At 47.8% G+C, this 18877-nt stretch carries 17 protein-coding genes; 11 read left to right on the forward strand and 6 right to left on the reverse strand.

Annotation, left to right across the window (positions count from 1 at the left end; genetic code table 11):
* Window positions 1-55 precede the first annotated feature (55 nt).
* The 3 genes from ppk2 to AC3CIC_RS03155 form a co-directional block, all read right to left on the reverse strand.
* Window positions 56-880 carry a polyphosphate kinase 2 gene (ppk2, locus tag AC3CIC_RS03145; protein WP_488515343.1) on the reverse strand — a complete coding sequence of 275 codons (825 nt, stop codon included), beginning with the start codon at window positions 878-880 and terminating at the stop codon, window positions 56-58.
* 124 nt (window positions 881-1004) lie between these two features.
* Entirely contained in the window at window positions 1005-1739 is a 735-nt protein-coding gene (locus AC3CIC_RS03150) for a copper homeostasis protein CutC (protein WP_488515344.1), read from the reverse strand.
* A gap of 182 nt (window positions 1740-1921) precedes the next feature.
* Window positions 1922-2524 carry a peroxiredoxin C gene (locus tag AC3CIC_RS03155; protein WP_016960868.1) on the reverse strand — a complete coding sequence of 201 codons (603 nt, stop codon included), beginning with the start codon at window positions 2522-2524 and terminating at the stop codon, window positions 1922-1924.
* A 129-nt stretch (window positions 2525-2653) separates the two neighbouring features.
* Between AC3CIC_RS03155 and AC3CIC_RS03160 the strand changes: the two genes are divergently transcribed.
* The 3 genes from AC3CIC_RS03160 (at window position 2654) to aceA (ending at window position 7257) form a co-directional block, all read left to right on the forward strand.
* Complete coding sequence (locus AC3CIC_RS03160; RefSeq protein ID WP_016960869.1) at window positions 2654-3550, forward strand: hydrogen peroxide-inducible genes activator; 897 nt, start codon at window positions 2654-2656, stop codon at window positions 3548-3550.
* A gap of 721 nt (window positions 3551-4271) precedes the next feature.
* A complete protein-coding gene (aceB, locus tag AC3CIC_RS03165; RefSeq protein WP_488515345.1) occupies window positions 4272-5879 on the forward strand; it encodes a malate synthase A in 1608 nt (535 codons plus the stop codon).
* Window positions 5880-5952: 73 nt separating this feature from the next.
* Complete coding sequence (gene aceA, locus AC3CIC_RS03170; RefSeq protein WP_016960871.1) at window positions 5953-7257, forward strand: isocitrate lyase; 1305 nt, start codon at window positions 5953-5955, stop codon at window positions 7255-7257.
* 168 nt (window positions 7258-7425) lie between these two features.
* Here the strand turns inward: aceA and AC3CIC_RS03175 are convergent, their stop codons facing one another.
* Both AC3CIC_RS03175 and AC3CIC_RS03180 read right to left on the reverse strand, forming a co-directional pair.
* Window positions 7426-8040, reverse strand: a complete 615-nt coding sequence (locus AC3CIC_RS03175) for an acyl carrier protein phosphodiesterase (RefSeq protein WP_488515346.1) — start codon at window positions 8038-8040, stop codon at window positions 7426-7428.
* 103 nt (window positions 8041-8143) lie between these two features.
* Window positions 8144-8593 carry a CBS domain-containing protein gene (locus AC3CIC_RS03180; RefSeq protein ID WP_488515347.1) on the reverse strand — a complete coding sequence of 150 codons (450 nt, stop codon included), beginning with the start codon at window positions 8591-8593 and terminating at the stop codon, window positions 8144-8146.
* Between the two features lie 258 nt (window positions 8594-8851).
* Between AC3CIC_RS03180 and AC3CIC_RS03185 the strand changes: the two genes are divergently transcribed.
* The 7 genes from AC3CIC_RS03185 to secF all read left to right on the forward strand — a co-directional run bounded on the left by AC3CIC_RS03185 (window position 8852) and on the right by secF (window position 17000).
* Complete coding sequence (locus AC3CIC_RS03185) at window positions 8852-9859, forward strand: serine protease (protein ID WP_488515348.1); 1008 nt, start codon at window positions 8852-8854, stop codon at window positions 9857-9859.
* Between the two features lie 198 nt (window positions 9860-10057).
* On the forward strand, window positions 10058-11128 hold the full coding sequence (locus tag AC3CIC_RS03190; protein ID WP_488515349.1) for a S1 family peptidase: 1071 nt from the start codon (window positions 10058-10060) through the stop codon (window positions 11126-11128).
* A 108-nt stretch (window positions 11129-11236) separates the two neighbouring features.
* The gene (gene queA, locus AC3CIC_RS03195; RefSeq protein ID WP_016960876.1) at window positions 11237-12292 is read left to right on the forward strand and encodes a tRNA preQ1(34) S-adenosylmethionine ribosyltransferase-isomerase QueA; all 1056 of its coding nucleotides are present in this window, start codon (window positions 11237-11239) and stop codon (window positions 12290-12292) included.
* 327 nt (window positions 12293-12619) lie between these two features.
* A complete protein-coding gene (tgt, locus tag AC3CIC_RS03200; protein ID WP_016960877.1) occupies window positions 12620-13747 on the forward strand; it encodes a tRNA guanosine(34) transglycosylase Tgt in 1128 nt (375 codons plus the stop codon).
* 80 nt (window positions 13748-13827) lie between these two features.
* Window positions 13828-14157 (forward strand): preprotein translocase subunit YajC, encoded by a 330-nt coding sequence (gene yajC, locus AC3CIC_RS03205; RefSeq protein WP_016960878.1) that lies wholly within the window; start codon window positions 13828-13830, stop codon window positions 14155-14157.
* Window positions 14158-14183: 26 nt separating this feature from the next.
* On the forward strand, window positions 14184-16037 hold the full coding sequence (gene secD, locus AC3CIC_RS03210; RefSeq protein WP_016960879.1) for a protein translocase subunit SecD: 1854 nt from the start codon (window positions 14184-14186) through the stop codon (window positions 16035-16037).
* Window positions 16038-16049: 12 nt separating this feature from the next.
* Entirely contained in the window at window positions 16050-17000 is a 951-nt protein-coding gene (gene secF, locus AC3CIC_RS03215; RefSeq protein WP_016960880.1) for a protein translocase subunit SecF, read from the forward strand.
* 110 nt (window positions 17001-17110) lie between these two features.
* On the opposite strand, the gene suhB is transcribed toward secF, so the two are convergent.
* The gene (gene suhB, locus AC3CIC_RS03220) at window positions 17111-17914 is read right to left on the reverse strand and encodes an inositol-1-monophosphatase (protein WP_016960881.1); all 804 of its coding nucleotides are present in this window, start codon (window positions 17912-17914) and stop codon (window positions 17111-17113) included.
* 218 nt (window positions 17915-18132) lie between these two features.
* Here suhB and trmJ point away from each other — a divergent pair, with 218 nt between their 5' ends.
* Window positions 18133-18864, forward strand: coding sequence for a tRNA (cytosine(32)/uridine(32)-2'-O)-methyltransferase TrmJ (gene trmJ / locus AC3CIC_RS03225; RefSeq protein ID WP_016960882.1), 732 nt, complete (start codon window positions 18133-18135; stop codon window positions 18862-18864).
* Window positions 18865-18877 lie beyond the last annotated feature (13 nt).

The following is an 18877-nucleotide window of genomic DNA, read 5'->3' on the forward strand; positions in this document are numbered from 1 at the left end:
CAGATAAAAAAGCACAACCCTTTCAGATTGCGCCTTTTGTTTGAGGTTCGTGGTGTTATTCCCGCTTGCTTGTCACATCCGGCACAAAGCTTTGGCTGTCTAATGGCACGCGGACATAACCCTCTTTGCTGATCTCAGGCAGTGCGATTTTGTCGTATTGAATGTCTTGATAGGGGATGCTCGAGAGAAGGTGAGAAATGCAGTTCAAGCGTGCGCGTTTTTTGTTGTCGGCGTCGACGACCCACCACGGTGACTCTTTGGTGTCTGTGTAGGAGAACATGCGATCTTTGGCTTCGCTATAAGCCACCCAGCGGCTGCGAGACTCTAAATCCATTGGGCTGAATTTCCAGCGTTTTATCGGTGTATCTATGCGTTCTTGAAAGCGTTTTTCTTGTTCTTCATCAGACACTGAAAACCAGTATTTCAGCAAAATAATGCCAGAGCGTTGCAGCATGCGCTCGAACTCAGGACACGTTCGGAAGAATTCTTCGTATTCGTCGTCGCTGCAAAATCCCATCACTTTTTCCACGCCTGCGCGATTATACCAACTGCGGTCAAACAACACGATTTCCCCCGCTCCAGGAAGGTGAGAAACGTAACGTTGGAAATACCATTGAGAGCGTTCACGTTCGTTGGGCTTATCCAGAGCGACAATGCGACAAACGCGAGGGTTGAGCTTTTCAGTCATGCGTTTGATCACGCCACCTTTTCCTGCGGCATCACGCCCTTCAAACACCACCACGACTTTTAGCCCTTGGTGTTTTACCCACTCTTGAAGTTTTACGAGTTCAGTTTGAAGATCGGCCAGCGTATTTTCGTAGGTTTCTTTGGTGAGTTTGCGTTTTTTCGGGATGATTTTGGATTTGTCTGCGTTTGCCATGCTGCTGTCGCTCCTGCTTGTTCGGGTGCCTTATAGCGATAGGTGACGTGCTACTTGGTCTTGTTCACCCTAAGAAGGATGGGGGAGCATTGCAATCCCCCGTCAGGAAAAGTGCGAGCTTGGCTTATTGCAGCGCCGCAACCATGTGTAAGATGGTGTCTGGGTTGGTCACGGTTATTGCGAAGTCGCTTTCGCCGCTGCCCATGGTCGCTTTCTCATTGCGGTAACTCATCAAGGATGGGCGCGTGGTCTTACCGGAAAGGTGAATTTCTGTCGCGCCTGTTTCGACAATAATGCGTTTTGCATTCTCTGGAGAAACCCCTGCGCCCGGCATGATGCTGAGTCGGCCTTGGGTCAGCTTTACCATGTCTTTTAGCGTGTTAATACCTTCGTCGGCACGCTTGGCAAGTCCAGAGGTCAGCACGCGCTCTACGCCATGAGCCATCAAAAACTCCAGCGCCTCAAACGGGGCAGAGCAATGGTCAATGGCACGATGAAAGGTAATACCCATGCCAGAGGCGGCGTTGATCATCGCTTTAACCGCTACCTCATCGATTTTTCCGTCAGCACCAAGTGCGCCAATCACCACACCGTTTAATCCCGCCAATTTAGCGGTATGAATATCCTCCAGCATGATCTCTATGTCGGCGCTGGAATACAGAAAATCCCCTTCGCGCGGGCGAATAATACCGTATACAGGAACCGTTGCAATGCGAGCGGCATGCTTCATGTAACCCGCGCTGGCAGTTAAGCCACCTGTGGCTAAAGAGCTACAAAGTTCAATACGTCCAGCGCCAGCGCGTTGGGCGATAGGAAGAGACTCAAGGCTATCGATACAGACTTCGATCAATACAGACATTACGTGTTCCTTACTAAAAGACGACGAACATCATCAGGGAGTTGAAACAGAAAGAGAAGCGGGGAGGGTGTGAAATTTTGGTAAAAAAAGGGCCCGGTGGTCCGGGCCTCATTCTATTTTTCGCTGACTTTGGCTTTACGCTTTCGCGCTAGGGGGAAACTGCGGTGAAGCAGTTAGCCAAATTACAGGTCTTCAGTGTGCTCAGACAGGTAAGCTGCAACACCTTTAGGTGATGCGTCCATGCCTGCTTTGCCTTCTTCCCACTGTGCAGGGCAAACTTCACCGTTTTTCTGGTGGAAGTTCAATGCGTCAACCATGCGTAGCATCTCGTCGATGTTACGGCCTAGTGGCAGGTCGTTAACCACTTGGTGACGTACCAGACCGTCTTCGTCGATCAGGAAAGAACCACGGAAAGCAACACCCGCTTCTGGGTGCTCAACGTCGTATGCTTTACAGATTTCGTGCTTAACGTCAGCAACCAATGGGTATTTAACTTGACCGATACCGCCGTCATCAACAGCAGTGTTACGCCATGCGTTGTGAGAGAACTGAGAATCGATAGAAACGCCGATAACCTCAACGCCTTTCGCTTGGAAGTCTGCGTGACGCTTGTCAAAAGCAATCAGCTCAGAAGGACATACGAAAGTGAAATCCAGTGGGTAGAAGAACAGAACCGTTTTCTTACCTTTGGTGAATTCTTTCATGTTGAAGTTATCTACGATTTCACCATTGCCCAGTACTGCTGCTGCAGTAAAATCTGGGGCTTGACGGCCTACTAGTACCATTTCTCAGCTCCTAAAATGTGTCGTTGTCAGGCGTGAACGCCTTAATTCATCTATGAACAGGACAAACTATAGTGGAACTGTTAGATTGAAAAAAGTGAATTTAATAGATTATTGCAATCGGAAAAATCGATGACAAAATTCCCTTCTCTCAAACAGCTCCATTATCTTGTGACACTGCATGAAACTCGCCATTTCGGTGAGGCGGCCAAACAGTGTTTCGTTAGTCAGTCTACACTAAGTTCCGGCATTCAGAACTTAGAAGATCTCATTGGCACTCAACTTATTGAGCGCGATAACAAAACGCTGGTTTTCTCTGCTATCGGTGAAGATGTGGTGGTGCGAAGTCGGGAAATTTTGGCGCGTAGCCAAGATCTGATGGAGCTGACAAAAGTGAGTGAGTTGCCCATGCAGGGAAAACTGCGTGTGGGCTGCATTCCGACCATTGCGCCGTTTTTGTTGTGTGATTTAGTGCGTGCGGTGAATCAGCATTTTCCTGAGTTGGATTTACTGTTGCGCGAAGACACCACCGTTAACCTTCTTGCTGCGTTGAAAAGCGGTGAGATGGATGTGTTGATTTTGGCTTTGCCTGTTGAGATTGGCGGCATGGAAAGCCGTGTTGTCGGGGCGGACGCATTCAAAATGGTGCTCAGTCAATCACAGGCAGAAAAAGTGAATGTACCAATACGGTATGCCGATCTTCCTGATGAATCCGTATTTTTGCTCGAACGCGAGCATTGTTTAACCGATCATGCGGTATCTGCTTGTCAGTTAACGACCACAGAAAAAATCAATCCGTTCTCGGCCACCAGTTTGCATACATTAGTGCAAATGGTTGCCAATGGCCTTGGCTCTACCTTTATTCCTCAAATGGCGATTAATCATGGTTTGTTAGATAACCTAGATTTGGTTGTCGTCGAACCGCCAGGTCGTAAGGCATATCGTGATATTGGCTTGGTTTGGCGTCCTACATCCAGCCGTAAGCCGACCTTTGAAGCTTTGGCGGATTTGGTCAAAACACTGCTCTAGCCTTGCTCACTATATTGCACGGTTTCCTGTTTTGTTGGTTTACGTCAGAGGTCAATGATTACGTTGGTTATGTGCCTGGATGCACAAAACGATGAAGTTACCTCTGACTTTTCAAGAATCTTTACCTCTCGTTGCTTTTTCTTATAACTTTGGTTTATTCCTCTAATTTCTTTGATTTAACCAGACTATAACTCCGAAAACGGTTTGGTAACCCTGATGCATTTCTGAAATTAAATTCTGTCTATATTGCGACATATTTTTTGACAATTATTAACCACTTAGCGAGAACTTTTGTTGGGTGTTGATATCTTTCACTATTGTTAACTTTTTGTTATAGAAAGAATTTCTGCAAAATCACAGTTCTGCTGCTACGTTTAAAACAGGTCTGTTTTGAGTTCAACCTAGAAACCCGTTATGTAATTTAATTTCGTAAGTGGTTACAAAAATGGCACCAAAGGATGAAAAGATCACAAACGGAAGAACAATCTGAGATTTGTTTTAATTCAGTGTTTTGAGTTAAAACTCTATTTTAGTGTAAGCTTCTGATTTTAATATATATTGATCATTTAATACTTAAGTCTAACGCGACGTGGCGTGTTGACGTGTTACGCTAAATACGCCAGTTTAGTGTTGTGTTTCGGCGACATGAAAGAAATCGAAGCGGTACGACAACAATTGATATTGTTGTGATTTAGTTACAAATGGAATTGGAGGGCAGTTTATGGACACACATGCACAACAGGTTTCACAGGAACTCTCATGCGTTCCGCCGATCACTCAGAAAGAATCTGATGTTTTAACTGATGATGCACTTTCATTCCTTCACACCTTAGCGGTGCGCTTTGCTGACCGTATTCCAGCTTTATTGACCGCACGAGAAGCACGTCAGGCGAAGTTTGATGCTGGCGAGTTACCGTACTTCCTTGTTGAAACCGCAAATATTCGCGAAGAGTCTTGGAAGATTCGTGGCATCCCTGAAGATTTACAAGACCGCCGCTTAGAGATCACTGGGCCACCAGAGCGAAAAATGGTGATCAATGCACTGAACGCCAACGTGAAAGTGTTCATGGCAGATTTTGAAGATTCATTCTCTCCTGCGTGGGGACCGGTGCTTCAAGGTCAACGTAACCTGACTGACGCGATTAATCGCACCATCTCTTATGAAAATCCCGGCAATGGTAAGCAATATGCATTGAGCGAAGATCCTGCGGTGCTTATCTGTCGTGTTCGCGGCCTTCACTTGAAAGAGAAGCACGTGTTGCTAAGTGGCAAGCCGATTCCGGGTGCATTGTTCGATTTCGGTTTGTACTTTTATCGTAACCACAAAGCGCTAATGGAAAGTGGATCGGGCCCGTATTTCTACCTGCCGAAATTGCAGTCGCATCAAGAAGCCGCTTGGTGGAACGATGTGTTCTGTTTCACCGAAGATCATTTCGACTTGCCGCGCGGCACGATCAAAGCAACCGTGTTGATCGAGACGCTGCCCGCTGTGTTTGAAATGGATGAGATTCTTTATAGCCTGAAAGATCACATTGTGGCGCTGAACTGCGGTCGTTGGGATTACATTTTCAGCTATATCAAAACCTTTCGTAACCATCCAGACCGCGTCTTACCTGATCGCCAAGTGGTCACGATGGAAAAACCGTTTCTTAATGCCTATTCACGCTTGTTGGTGAGAACGTGTCACCGCCGTGGTGCAATGGCGATGGGTGGCATGGCAGCGTTTATTCCATCGAAAGACCCAGAGAAAAACGCATGGGTATTGGACAAGATTCAGTCTGACAAATCGCTCGAAGCGAAGAATGGTCACGACGGTACTTGGGTTGCCCACCCAGGTCTGGCAGACACAGCCAAAGCAGTATTCGATACCGCACTTGGTGAGCGTAAAAATCAGCTTGATGTGATGCGTGAGCAAGATGCACCAATCACGGCAACTGAGCTGGTGGCACCTTGCGACGGTGAGCGCACCGAAGACGGTATGCGTCACAATATTCGTGTTGCGGTGCAATACATCGAAGCATGGATCTCCGGTAATGGCTGTGTGCCAATTTATGGCCTGATGGAAGATGCGGCAACGGCAGAGATCTCACGCGCTTCGATTTGGCAGTGGATCAAACACCAAAAAACACTCAGCAACGGTAAAACCGTGACGGCAGACTTTTTCAGAGCTTGCCTTGCGGAAGAAATGTCGGTGCTGAAAGACGAGCTAGGCGAAGACGTATTCAATCAAGGGAAGTACCAGCAGGCGGCCAGTTTGATGGAACAACTGACCACCAGTGATGAGCTGGCCGATTTCTTAACCTTGTCTGGATACGAATTACTGGATTAAGCACCATCAAGATTATGTAAGCCCAAGAAAATGGAAACCAAGATTTAAAATTACATTGAGAGAGGGAATCACAATGACTTTGACAAGACAGCAGCAAATCGACGCGTTGAACACAGATTGGGCAGAAAACCCACGCTGGAAACACGTAAAACGTACCTATACAGCAGAAGAAGTGGTCGCACTGCGTGGTTCTTTCATCCCTGAGCAGACGATTGCTCAGCGCGGTGCGGACAAGCTGTGGGAGCTGGTGAACGGTTCTGCCAAAAAAGGGTATGTGAACTGTTTGGGTGCGCTAACGGGTGGTCAAGCTGTTCAGCAAGCGAAAGCAGGTATCGAGGCTGTTTATCTGTCAGGCTGGCAGGTCGCAGCGGATAATAATACTGCATCAAGCATGTATCCGGACCAGTCATTGTACCCTGTTGATTCTGTGCCAGCCGTGGTTAAACGTATCAATAACTCGTTCCGTCGCGCTGACCAAATTCAATGGTCGAAGGGCGTTACGCCAGAAGAAGGCACGGATTACTTCCTACCTATCGTTGCGGATGCTGAAGCGGGCTTTGGTGGCGTTTTGAATGCTTACGAGCTTATGCGTTCAATGATTGAAGCGGGTGCGGCAGGTGTTCACTTTGAAGATCAGCTAGCGTCAGTGAAAAAATGTGGTCACATGGGTGGTAAGGTGCTGGTTCCTACCCAAGAAGCCGTTCAAAAACTGGTAGCAGCGCGTCTTGCTGCTGATGTTGCAGGCACCACCACCCTTGTGATCGCTCGTACTGATGCGAATGCTGCAGACCTACTTACCTCTGATTGCGATGAATACGATAAAGACTTCATCATGGGTGAGCGCACGTCTGAAGGTTTCTACAAAGTACGTGCAGGTATTGAGCAGGCGATTTCTCGCGGCTTGGCTTATGCGCCGTATGCAGACCTGATTTGGTGTGAAACAGCAAAACCTGATTTGGAAGAAGCGCGTCAATTTGCGGAAGCTATTCATGCGAAATACCCCGATCAACTGCTGGCGTACAACTGCTCGCCGTCGTTCAACTGGGAGAAAAATCTGGACGCAGATACTATCGCGCGCTTCCAGCAAGAGCTGTCAGACATGGGTTATAAGTACCAGTTCATCACGCTCGCTGGCATTCATAACATGTGGTACAACATGTTCGAATTGTCCCACGCTTATGCGCAGGGTGAAGGTATGCGCCACTACGTTGAGAAAGTACAACGTCCTGAGTTTGAAGCGGCTGAGCGTGGTTATACGTTCGTGGCTCACCAGCAGGAAGTGGGTACGGGTTACTTTGATACCATGACGAACACCATTCAAGGTGGCAACTCGTCAGTGACGGCACTGACAGGTTCTACGGAAGAAGATCAGTTTTAATTGACGCGTAAACAGCCAATACGTGTGACGAGAACGAGTCTAAAGGGGCCAACTTAATCGAGCCTCATAATCCACGCTTTAAGCGGCCTTCGGGTCGCTTTTTTTATGACCATTTTTCATCTTTTTCTTCAACTTTGTATCTCGCTTTCTAAAAGCCTTTCTAAAAACTCACCCCTTTGTATTGCTCTGCTGTATTTCACTGAACGTCGAGGCGGCATTCAATACTTGTTGGTATATGGAAGGAAAGGCGTCGAGCAGTTGAACTTGGTGGGCAATCAGTACTTCCGCGGTATCGGCTAGTGGCGTCATTCTTGGGCTTCGCGTTGACATGCGCTTTAAGACAAAAGGCAGGGTGTTGATATCTGCGTAGGATTGAATCCATTGCTCGCGCCACATTTTCTCTGACATAAAAGCAAAGCGTTCGGGCAAGGGGGAAGGTTCTAAATCAGAAGCTTGCTGGCAGTCGCTCTCCGCTTGCTGAACAAATAGCTCTAATGGTGCGTCGTGAAAGGTTTCCCAGTGTGTGACCAGTGCGTGATCCCAGAAAATATCGAGTGCAATGGCGCTATAGCGATAAAGCTCGGGCGGAAACAGTGCGCGACAGACCTTTATGTCATCTAACGCATCAATATACCCATCGACATAGCGATGCAGATAAATCCCGTCGACGGTTTGTGGTTGAAAGCGTCCGTCCGGCTTGCCTCTAACAAAATCCGCCAACAGGTTGCCGAACAATTGGCTTTGGCAGCAGGATGCGACATGCAAATGCGCAAGATAATTCAATCCGTCTTCCTTGGTCTGCGCTTTTAGATAAAGCGCGGTCGATGTGGTGATGTGCCATCGATTATGACGAGGAATGACAGTGCTGTCGCGACTGCTAGTGCATTTATGCGCTTTCGCCTTCGAGTTCCATCGGCTCAGTTTCCTCTTGGATCTCTAGCAAATTAATGGCAATGGCGACAAAGTCGGTATCCGTGATAATGCCAATAAGCCTTTCGTTTTCAACAATGGGTAAGCAGCCTATCTTATGTTTTTGCATGAAAAGTGCCGCAGATTTTAGCCCTGCTGTTGGGGCGACGGTATAGAGCGAATGCGTCAAAAATCGAGAAAGTGTCGCCTTCATTGGGTCGTCGTTCCCCAATGATTTTTCAAGGCTGGAGGTTTGCGCTGCTAACACATCTCTTTGTGTGACAAGACCTTGCAATTGATGGGTGTCAGATACGATGGGAATGTGGCGGATCCGTTTTGAATCCATCAGGCGCTTTGCGTCATTTATCGTATGCTTAGAAGATAAGGTGATGGGTTCTGGTGTCATCATTTCTTTGACAGTAAGCATATGGCCTCCAAGAAGACGTATGAAAATAAGGGGCATATGTCGAATGTAGCCAAATTATGGCGCATGAAAGGTGACCCTAATCAAAGATCTGTTTGACCATGTTTTCGGATTTTCAATGTTGTTCCGTCAATACATTGTTGTCCCGTCAGTACATTGTTGTTCCGCAAGTAGCAGCAATCAGGCGTGTGCTCCATGTTGACGTATCCCCGAGCATCTAGGGCTGCTTGGGTAAATACACTGTGATGAGGGCTGTTGGAAATGCGTAAACGTTTTGTTCTGACACTTATCTTTTTAATGACCTTTGTTGCCCATAGTGCTGAGCGATCGCCCTATGTGGTAGGTGGTTCAAATGCTGCGATAGCGGATGCGCCGTGGCAGGCATTTGTACGTATAGGAAATTCCTATTGTGGAGGCGTGGTTATTGCGGATGACTGGGTGCTTACCGCTGCGCATTGCCTAGACACTGCCGATGAGAATGACCCGTTTGAGTTAGCTTCTGCCAATACTGTGTCTGTTTACACAGGAACCGCGCAACTCTATGGTTCGGATTTTGCCAACTATCAATCCACGGTTGATTCGATTTATGCCAACAGCAGTTATGACAAGAAAACACTCGCTAATGACATAGCCCTTATTAAACTTTCAGCGCCTCTTCATGCCAATGCGTCAAGCGTTGCACTTGCAAGTACCTCTGTGCAAACCGCCGTCGATGCCACAGCAGATTTATCCCAACAAGATTTGCAACTGACAGGCTGGGGATATATAGACGCTAACCGCAGCACGTCGACGACTGCTTTACAAAAAGCGTCGCTATCAACGGTTTCGGACTCATCGTGCGCAACAAGTTGGGGGTCGACAGTCACCAATGTGTCGGGTTACCAGAGAAAATATTTTTGCGCTCAGGATACGGGGAAAGGGGCGTGCAATGGCGACTCTGGCGGCCCTTTGGTTTGGTTTGACCCCTCTCGCGCAGCGGATTCAGATGGCGGTGCAACGCTGGTGGGCATCGTCAGTTTCGGCGTCAATTTCCAATGTGCAGCCGATGCGTTCCCTGATGTGTATACACAAGTGTCTAGCTATGCTAACTGGATAAGTAATTGCCAGAATGGTAGTTGTGCCAGTAATAACTCGCAGGTGGTGACGGTTTCTCCATCGTCGAGTGGTGGAGGTGGGGAGGTAGGGCTGAGTGCACTGCTTTGGCTTTTCGTTATCACCGTTTTCCGCAGATACTTTCTTCGCGATCTTCTTTGTTCGAATAACCCCTAACGTTCCTTTTTAGTGGGCGTTTTCTGATTCGGTCTTCCATTAATTAGATCTGTGACGCCTTGTTGTGAGTCTTACTTTTTACACATCGCTGTAAAGTCGAGAAAAAGACCGCATGATCGTCCTTGTCAGCTTTTTCTTTATGCAATCTTGAGATACGGTTCTTGATTGCGGTAAAGAAAATGTTGGCGAGGAATAATAATGAGAAGTTGGCAAGGGAATGCAACGTTGGCTCTTTTGATGTTGAGCGCGGCTGGCTCAGTGTTTGCCGAGGGCGTGAAAGAAGCAAGAATAATCAGCGGCAGCTATGCCTCCATTGAATCGACACCTTGGCAGGCATTTCTTAGCATTGGCAATAGCCGTACTGGCTATTATGCATGTGGCGGTATTATTATTTCTGATGACTACGTGATCACGGCAGCTCACTGTGTTAATGGATTCTCTGCTGCTGACGTTAGAGTTTATGCAGGCTTTGAACAGCTTAGCTTCGCAGGAACTGGAATTGCTGTCGCGAGTGTTAAGGTTTATCCGGACTACGATGATGAAATGTTGACTGGTGATATTGCACTCGTTCGATTAGCAGAAGGACTTCCCTCTAACGCCCAACCGATCAAAATTCTTCTACCGGATAGGCAAGACGATTTAGACCAAGAATTTGTTGGTGCTGCACAAGACAATTTATATGTGTCTGGGTGGGGAGCGACATACACGGGTGGGAGCGTCACCGAGGCGTTATTAAAAACAACAATGAATGGCGTGAGTGATGATACCTGTAGTTGGACGGAGGTATCGGGTGCAGTGAGCGGTGAACTTTCAGCCGCTTATGTTTGTGCTGATCAATCAGACACTGCGGGAATTTGTTCGGGAGATTCTGGTGGGCCGCTTGTATGGCAAGATAAAGATTACGCTGGTGATGCAGACCGTGGATACCGAGCTGTCGGCATTGTGAGTTTCTCTAGTAGTAATTATGGTTGCGGCAGCACCAGTTCTGAAGATGGCTTTACCCAAATTAGCACTTACTACGATTGGATTGGTCAAAACATGATTGGTGGTTATCAATCGCCAAGCCCATCATTTAAAGAAGATATTTTTGATCAGTCTAGTGGTTACAATCCATTTGATAACCCGCCAGTTGAGCCTCAATACCCTTCCGATGAATCCGATGACAATGTCGTGCCCCCCTCATCTGGCGGTGGTGGTGGTGCTTTCGGTTGGCTTTCGTTCATTTTTGCGGGTGCAGTTGCGCTTCGCCGACGCATACCGTTTTCATAATTCCTGACAAATTTGCTCGCCAGATTTTCGGCGAGCAAGCTCCATCTTGCTTGATATTGCAGCGTGTGTCCCTATACTAGCGGGCTGCTGCAGAATGGGGCTTTTTCAATGCAAGTATCCGATTTTCATTTTGACCTTCCAGATTCACTTATCGCACGTTATCCGCAACCGGATCGTACGGCGAGCCGTCTATTGCAACTGAACGGCAACACCGGTGAACTGAGCCATACGCAATTTACTGATATCCTCGACCTTGTTGAACCTGGCGATCTTATGGTGTTTAACAACACCCGCGTGATCCCAGCACGAGTCTTCGGGCGAAAAGCATCGGGCGGCAAGATTGAAGTGCTGGTGGAGCGAGTGCTGGACGATAAATCGATCCTTGCGCATGTGCGTGCATCTAAATCCCCTAAGCCTGGCAACCTGTTGCTTCTTGGCGAAAATGACGAATTCGAAGCGGAAATGGTGGCGCGACATGATGCGCTGTTTGAGATCCGCTTCAGCGGCGATCAAGCCGTGCTTGATATTCTGAATCAAGTTGGTCACATGCCTCTGCCGCCATACATTGATCGCCCAGATGAAGATTCTGACAAAGAGCGTTATCAGACGGTGTATAACCAAAAGCCAGGTGCTGTTGCTGCGCCAACGGCTGGTCTCCACTTTGACGAAAAAATGCTGGCTGCTCTAAAAGAGAAAGGCGTTGAAACCGCTTTTGTTACTTTGCACGTTGGGGCAGGTACATTCCAGCCAGTGCGCGTGGACGATATTAACGATCACATCATGCACTCAGAATACGCAGAAGTCCCACAGGATGTGGTTGATGCTGTGATTGCGGCAAAAGCGCGCGGTAGCCGTGTGATTGCTGTTGGCACGACGTCAGTCCGCTCTTTGGAAAGTGCCGCACAGCGTGCCAAGCAAGAGGGGACAGCGCTTAAGCCTTTCTTCGATGACACGCAGATCTTCATCTACCCAGGTTATGAGTGGCAGTTAGTCGATGCGTTGGTGACCAATTTCCATTTACCAGAATCGACATTGATAATGCTGGTATCGTCGTTTGCAGGTTACGATCATGTCATTAATGCCTACCATGAGGCGGTAAAGAATGAATATCGCTTCTTTAGTTATGGCGATGCGATGTTTGTCACGCGCCAGACTGAGGTATAATCTGCGGTTGACGCCAGAATACCGCGTTTGTTGACAGAGAAACTTGGCAAACACGGACGATAATTTTTGATTGGCTGTCCACTGAATAAGTTGGCAGCCAGTTTTGTCTCTGTGTCATTATACCAATCAGATTAAATATTCAGTCATTCTTGCTGGTTAAAATCGACAATAGCTGCGTCAGATATTTTGCAAGTAGAGTAACTACTTACTGCAATCTCTTCCAGGCTCTTGACGATTTTTCCTTCGCAAATTTATGACCACCTACTTAATCCGATTGGTATTAAACACATATTCGCCAGACTGTTTATCTGGCATTTCGGAGGTATCGTGAAATACGAACTGATTAAAAAAGATGGCCGCGCCCGTCGTGGCCGTCTGGTTTTTGAACGTGGTACAGTGGAAACCCCGGCATTTATGCCTGTTGGTACCTACGGCACTGTAAAAGGGATGACGCCAGAAGAAGTGGCTGAAACCGGTGCGGAAATCTTGCTAGGTAACACTTTCCACCTTTGGTTGCGTCCTGGTCAGGAAGTGATGCGCGCGCACGGCGACTTGCACGATTTTATGCATTGGCAAGGTCCTATCTTGACCGATTCAGGCGGCTTCCAAGTTTTCAGCTTGGGTAAAACGCGAAAAATCACCGAAGAAGGTGTGCATTTCCGTAATCCAGTGAACGGCGACCGCGTGTTCATGGATGCTGAGAAATCAATGGAAATCCAGTACGACTTGGGTTCAGACGTTGTGATGATTTTCGACGAATGTACGCCATATCCTGCTACCCATGACGAAGCGAAAAAGTCGATGGAAATGAGCTTGCGTTGGGCACAACGTAGCCGTAACCATTTCGACAAAATGGGCAACAAGAATGCTCTATTCGGTATCGTGCAAGGTTCAGTCTATGAAGACTTGCGTGACGTGTCTGTTGAAGGCCTCACCAAGATTGGATTTGATGGCTATGCCGTTGGCGGTTTGGCGGTCGGTGAGCCAAAAGAAGATATGCATCGCGTATTGGAACATACTTGTCCAAAACTGCCTGAAGACAAGCCACGCTACCTGATGGGTGTGGGCAAGCCAGAAGATTTAGTTGAAGGCGTGCGCCGCGGGGTCGACATGTTTGACTGCGTGATGCCAACCCGAAATGCGCGTAATGGCCACCTGTTTGTGACTGGAGGTGTGATCAAGATCCGTAATGCGAAGCATAAAAGTGACACAACTACACTGGATCCAGAGTGTGACTGTTACACTTGCCGCAACTACAGCAAGGCGTATTTGTATCACCTTGATCGCTGTAATGAAATTCTTGGCGCTCGTCTCAACACTATCCACAACCTACGCTATTACCAGCGTCTGATGGAGAGTTTGCGTAACGCTATCGACGAAGGTAGATTAGATACCTTCGTTAAAGAATTCTACGAACGTCGTGGCCGTGAAGTGCCACCGTTGAAAGAAGACTAAGAAGTTCTGCCTCTTCGAAAGTTCGCTTTGGGAGAGGTAAAATCGCAACAATATTCAAATTAATACGAGGACGTGACTGAATGTTTATTTCACAAGCTCATGCAGCAGCAGAAGGCGCACCACAGGGTGGCGGTATGCAGCTATTTATTATGCTTGGCCTGTTTGCTGTTATTTTCTACTTCATGATTTATCGTCCGCAGGCAAAACGTGTTAAAGAACACAAAAACCTGATGGCAGCGATGGGTAAAGGGGATGAAGTTCTTACTGGTGGCGGCCTAGTTGGCAAAATCACTAAGATTTCAGAAGAAAACGACTTCATCGTTATCGCGCTTAACGACAACAACGAAGTAACTATCAAAAAGGATTTTGTGACTGCTGTTCTGCCAAAAGGCACGATTCAGTCGCTGTAATCTGATAACCATAAAGGATCATAGCAGTGCTAAACCGTTATCCTTTGTGGAAGTACATCATGGTGGTGTTGGTCTTATTTGTCGGCGCCCTTTATGCACTTCCCAATATTTACGGTGAAGATCCAGCGGTTCAAATCACCGGGGCGCGTGGCGCCTCGGTTGATGTTTCAACTCTGGATACCGTAAAAACCACCCTCGAAAAAGACAGCATTCCTTATAAATCTATTGCGCTAGAAAACGGCACAGTACTGGTTCGCTTTTCCGACACTGAAGTTCAAATTGAAGGCCGCGACGCGTTAAATAGCACGCTCAAAGACGACGGTTTGATTATTGCGTTGAACCTTGCGCCAGCCACCCCTCATTGGCTTGAAGTCATTGGTGCAAACCCAATGAAGTTAGGGTTGGATCTTCGCGGCGGTGTGCATTTCCTGATGGAAGTGGACATGGACGCGGCGATGGAGAAGCTTCTTACCCAGCAGGAAGACACTTTCCGTACCGAATTGCGTGAAGCGAAAATCCGCTATCGTGGTCTTCGCGTTGGCAGCAACGACAATGTCGAAGTCATGCTGCGCAATGAAGCCGATATGGATCAAGCGGAGACAGAGCTCGCGAAGCTGCACCCAGATATGGTGTTTACCACCGACAGTGCCCGTTTTGCAGTATCAGCGACCTACACCGAAGCGCGTCTTCAAGAAATCCTTAACTACGCTGTGAATCAGAACATCACGATTCTACGTAACCGCGTTAACGAATTGGGCGTCGCCGAACCATTGGTTCAGCGTCAAGGTTCAAGCCGTATCGTGGTTGAGTTGCCAGGTGTTCAAGATACCGCGCGTGCAAAAGAAATTTTGGGTGCGACCGCAACACTGGAATTCCGCGAAGTGGATGACAGTGCAGATTTAGCGGCAGCCGCAGCGGGTCGTGTACCACCAGGTAGCGAAATAAAATACACGCGTGACGGTCGTCCGGCAGTATTGAAAAAACGCGTTATTCTGGGCGGTTCAAGCATCACGGATGCAAGTTCTAGCTTTGATGAATACAGCCGTCCTCAAGTTAACATCTCGCTCGACAGTGACGGTGGTAGCAAGATGGCTGCGTTCAGTAAGAACAATGTCGGCAAATTGATGGCGACAGTGTTTGCTGAATACAAAGACAGCGGCAAGCGTGATGAAAACGGTAAGATCATTCTTGCTAAGCATGAAGAAGTGATTAACCAAGCGACCATTCAAACGGCGCTGGGACGTAACTTCCGTATTACTGGTATCGATTCGCAAGCTGAAGCACATAACCTAGCGCTGCTTTTACGTGCAGGTGCATTGATTGCGCCAATCTCGATTGTTGAAGAACGCACCATTGGCCCATCTATGGGTCAACAGAACATCGACATGGGTATTAAAGCCTGTCTTTGGGGCTTAGTTGCGGTCATGCTCTTCACCTTGGTTTATTACCGTCGATTTGGTCTATTTGCTAACTGTGCACTGGCGGCGAACATCGTGCTTATCATCGGTGTGATGTCGATGATCCCGGGGGCGACAATGACGCTACCAGGTATTGCCGGTATCGTACTCACGGTCGGTATGGCGGTCGATGCTAACGTGCTTATCTTTGAGCGTATCCGTGAAGAATTGCATGAAGGGCGAAACCCTCAACAAGCGATTTCTCAAGGTTATGCGAATGCGTTTAGCACCATTGCTGATGCCAACATCACCACCCTAATCACTGCAATCATTCTGTTTGCTGTTGGTACGGGCGCGGTGAAAGGTTTCGCTGTGACACTGTCTATCGGTATTCTCACTTCAATGTTCACTGCTATTATCGGAACCCGTTGCCTGGTTAACCTGGTTTACGGCGGTAAGCGCATTGACAAGCTATCGATCTAAGGGGGCATTAAAATGTTTCAACTTTTAAAACCCGACCTGAATATCGATTTCATGCGTTGGTCCAAGCCGGCTTTTATTTTTTCGGCCTTGATGATTGCGGCGTCTGTGTTCAGCTTGTCAACAAAGTGGTTGAACTGGGGACTCGACTTTACCGGCGGTACGCTGATTGAAGTGGGTTTTGAGAAACCTGCTGATCTGCAACTTATTCGCGACTCTCTTCAAGCTGAAGGCTTTGGGGATGCGATTGTTCAGAACTTTGGTACTTCTCGTGATGTGATGGTGCGCCTTCGCCCGCGTGAAAACGTTAAGGGTGAACTGCTTGGGACTCAAATCCTTGAAGCGATCAAAACCGGTACAGGTGAAGCCGTTGAAATGCGCCGCATCGAGTTTGTTGGCCCGAACGTGGGTGATGAACTGACCGAAGCGGGTGGCTTGGCCATTATTGCTTCGTTGCTGTGTATTTTGCTGTATGTCTCTGTGCGTTTTGAATGGCGTCTAGCGGCAGGTGCGGTAACGTCTTTGGCGCACGATGTGATCATCACGCTGGGTATTTTCTCGTTCATGCAAATCGAAGTGGACCTAACCATCGTGGCAGCATTGCTGACGGTAGTGGGGTACTCCTTGAACGATACGATTGTTGTTTATGACCGTATCCGTGAGAACTTCCGCAAAATGCGTAAAGGTGACGCGGCTGAGATCATTAACTCCTCGGTGTCACAGACATTGAGCCGTACTTTGATCACGTCAGGCACAACCTTGTTCGTGGTTATCGCTTTGTTTATGCAAGGCGGCGCGATGATCCACGGCTTTGCAGCAGCATTGTTGATTGGTATTACCATCGGTACTTACTCTTCTATCTATGTGGCTTCGGCACTGGCGCTCAAATTGGGCATCACCCGTGAGCACCTTCTTCCTCCACCGCCAGTGGATAAAGAAGGCGAAGAGTTCGACGCAATGCCGTAACGCATACCTATGTGGTAACAAAAATGGAGCCGAAAGGCTCCATTTTTCTATTCTTTTCCCCAAACAAAAACGGCGTCCCGAAGGACGCCGTTTTTTAATTCAGAACAATCTTATTTCTTCATTGCTTCGTTCGCGTTATCGCGAACTTTCGCCAGCATACCTTTCAGTACTTTCGGGCTAGCAGAAATAATGTTGCCGGTTTGCATGTAATCAGTACCACCTGCGAAATCTGTGCAAAGTGCACCCGCTTCACGTGCGATCAGCTCACCTGCTGCCATGTCCCAAGGTTTCAAGCCAAGCTCGAAGAAACCGTCAAAGCGAGCAGCTGCAACATAACAAAGGTCTAGTGCTGCTGAGCCGGTACGACGGAAGTCAGCACAATCAACAAACAGTGCGCTAACGACTTTCATAAAGCCTTCTGAGTGTTGCTTCGCTTTATAAGGGAAACCTGTCGCCAGAATCGTACCATTCAAATCTTTAGGGCTGCTCACGCGAAGACGTTTGCTGTTTAGCTGTGCGCCTGAACCGCGCTGAGCAGAGAACAACTCATTACGGACTGGATCGTAAACACAAGCGACTTCAGTACGGCCTTTAATGCGTAGTGCAATAGAGACTGAGAAGTGAGGAATACCTTTAATGAAGTTTGACGTGCCATCCAGTGGGTCGATGATCCATTGGTAATCAGCATCTTTCCCTTTAATCACGCCCGCTTCTTCAGAAACGATGCTGTGGTCAGGGTAAGATTTCTTGATTACATCGATAATAATGTGCTCAGCAGAAGTATCGATATTGGTAACGAAGTCATTAGTGCCTTTTTGAGTGGCTTCTACGTTATCAGGGTTTTCAGCAGATTTAGCGATAAAGTCGCCAGCCTTTCGCGCAGCGCGAATGGCAATGTTTAGCATTGGATGCATACAATTTTCCCAACGGATGTTAAAGAACGGAAAGCGGCGGCGAGTATATCAGAGCTGGGCCAAAAGGGAAGTGGTGAATTTTTGCGCACCCATTTTCGTACTGTAGTGTAAAAAGGGTAAAACAAATACCAGTGTGGTAGAATCGCGCGGCTCAATGCTCAAACGCCATTTGGTGGTCGTTTGGGTTGAATTCCCCGACGTAATTCAGTGATCGCTAAATGTTAGATAATATTCGAATTGTACTGATTGGCACCACCCACTCTGGCAACATTGGCTCGGCTGCCCGAGCCATGAAAGTGATGGGGCTAAAAAACATGGTGCTCGTTGCTCCCGACTGCACAGTAGACGGTCAAGCTATCGCGCTCGCTGCGGGTGCAAGCGATATTGCCAACAATGCGCGCATTGTAAATACCATTGAAGAAGCCGTCGCAGACTGTGGTTTGGTCGTTGGCACAAGTGCGCGAAGCCGAACTCTTGAATGGCCAATGTTGGATTCTCGCGAGTGCGGTAAAAAAGCCATTGAAGAAGCAAGCCAACATCCTGTCGCTTTGGTCTTCGGTCGAGAACGCACTGGATTAACCAATGAAGAGCTTCAAGCTTGTCATTTCCATGTGGCGATCCCCGCCAATCCTGAATACAGCTCGCTTAACCTTGCGATGGCTGTGCAAACCCTTTGTTACGAAGCGCGTATGGCATGGCTAGACAGCCAAGCCTATCAAGGGGAAGTGAAAGAACAACCTTATCCAATGGCTGAAGATTTAGAGCGTTTCTATGCGCACCTTGAGCAGGTGTTGGATAAAACAGACTTCATCAATAAATCACACCCAGGCTTGGTGATGACTAAACTGCGTCGTCTGTTTAATCGCGCGCGCCCTGAAAGTCAGGAGCTAAATATATTGCGTGGTGTGCTTTCTGCTGTTGAAAAAACAATCAAAAAGACACAAGAATAACCGCTTTTTAGTT

The organism is Enterovibrio sp. QJM3NY_24 (assembly GCF_057786035.1).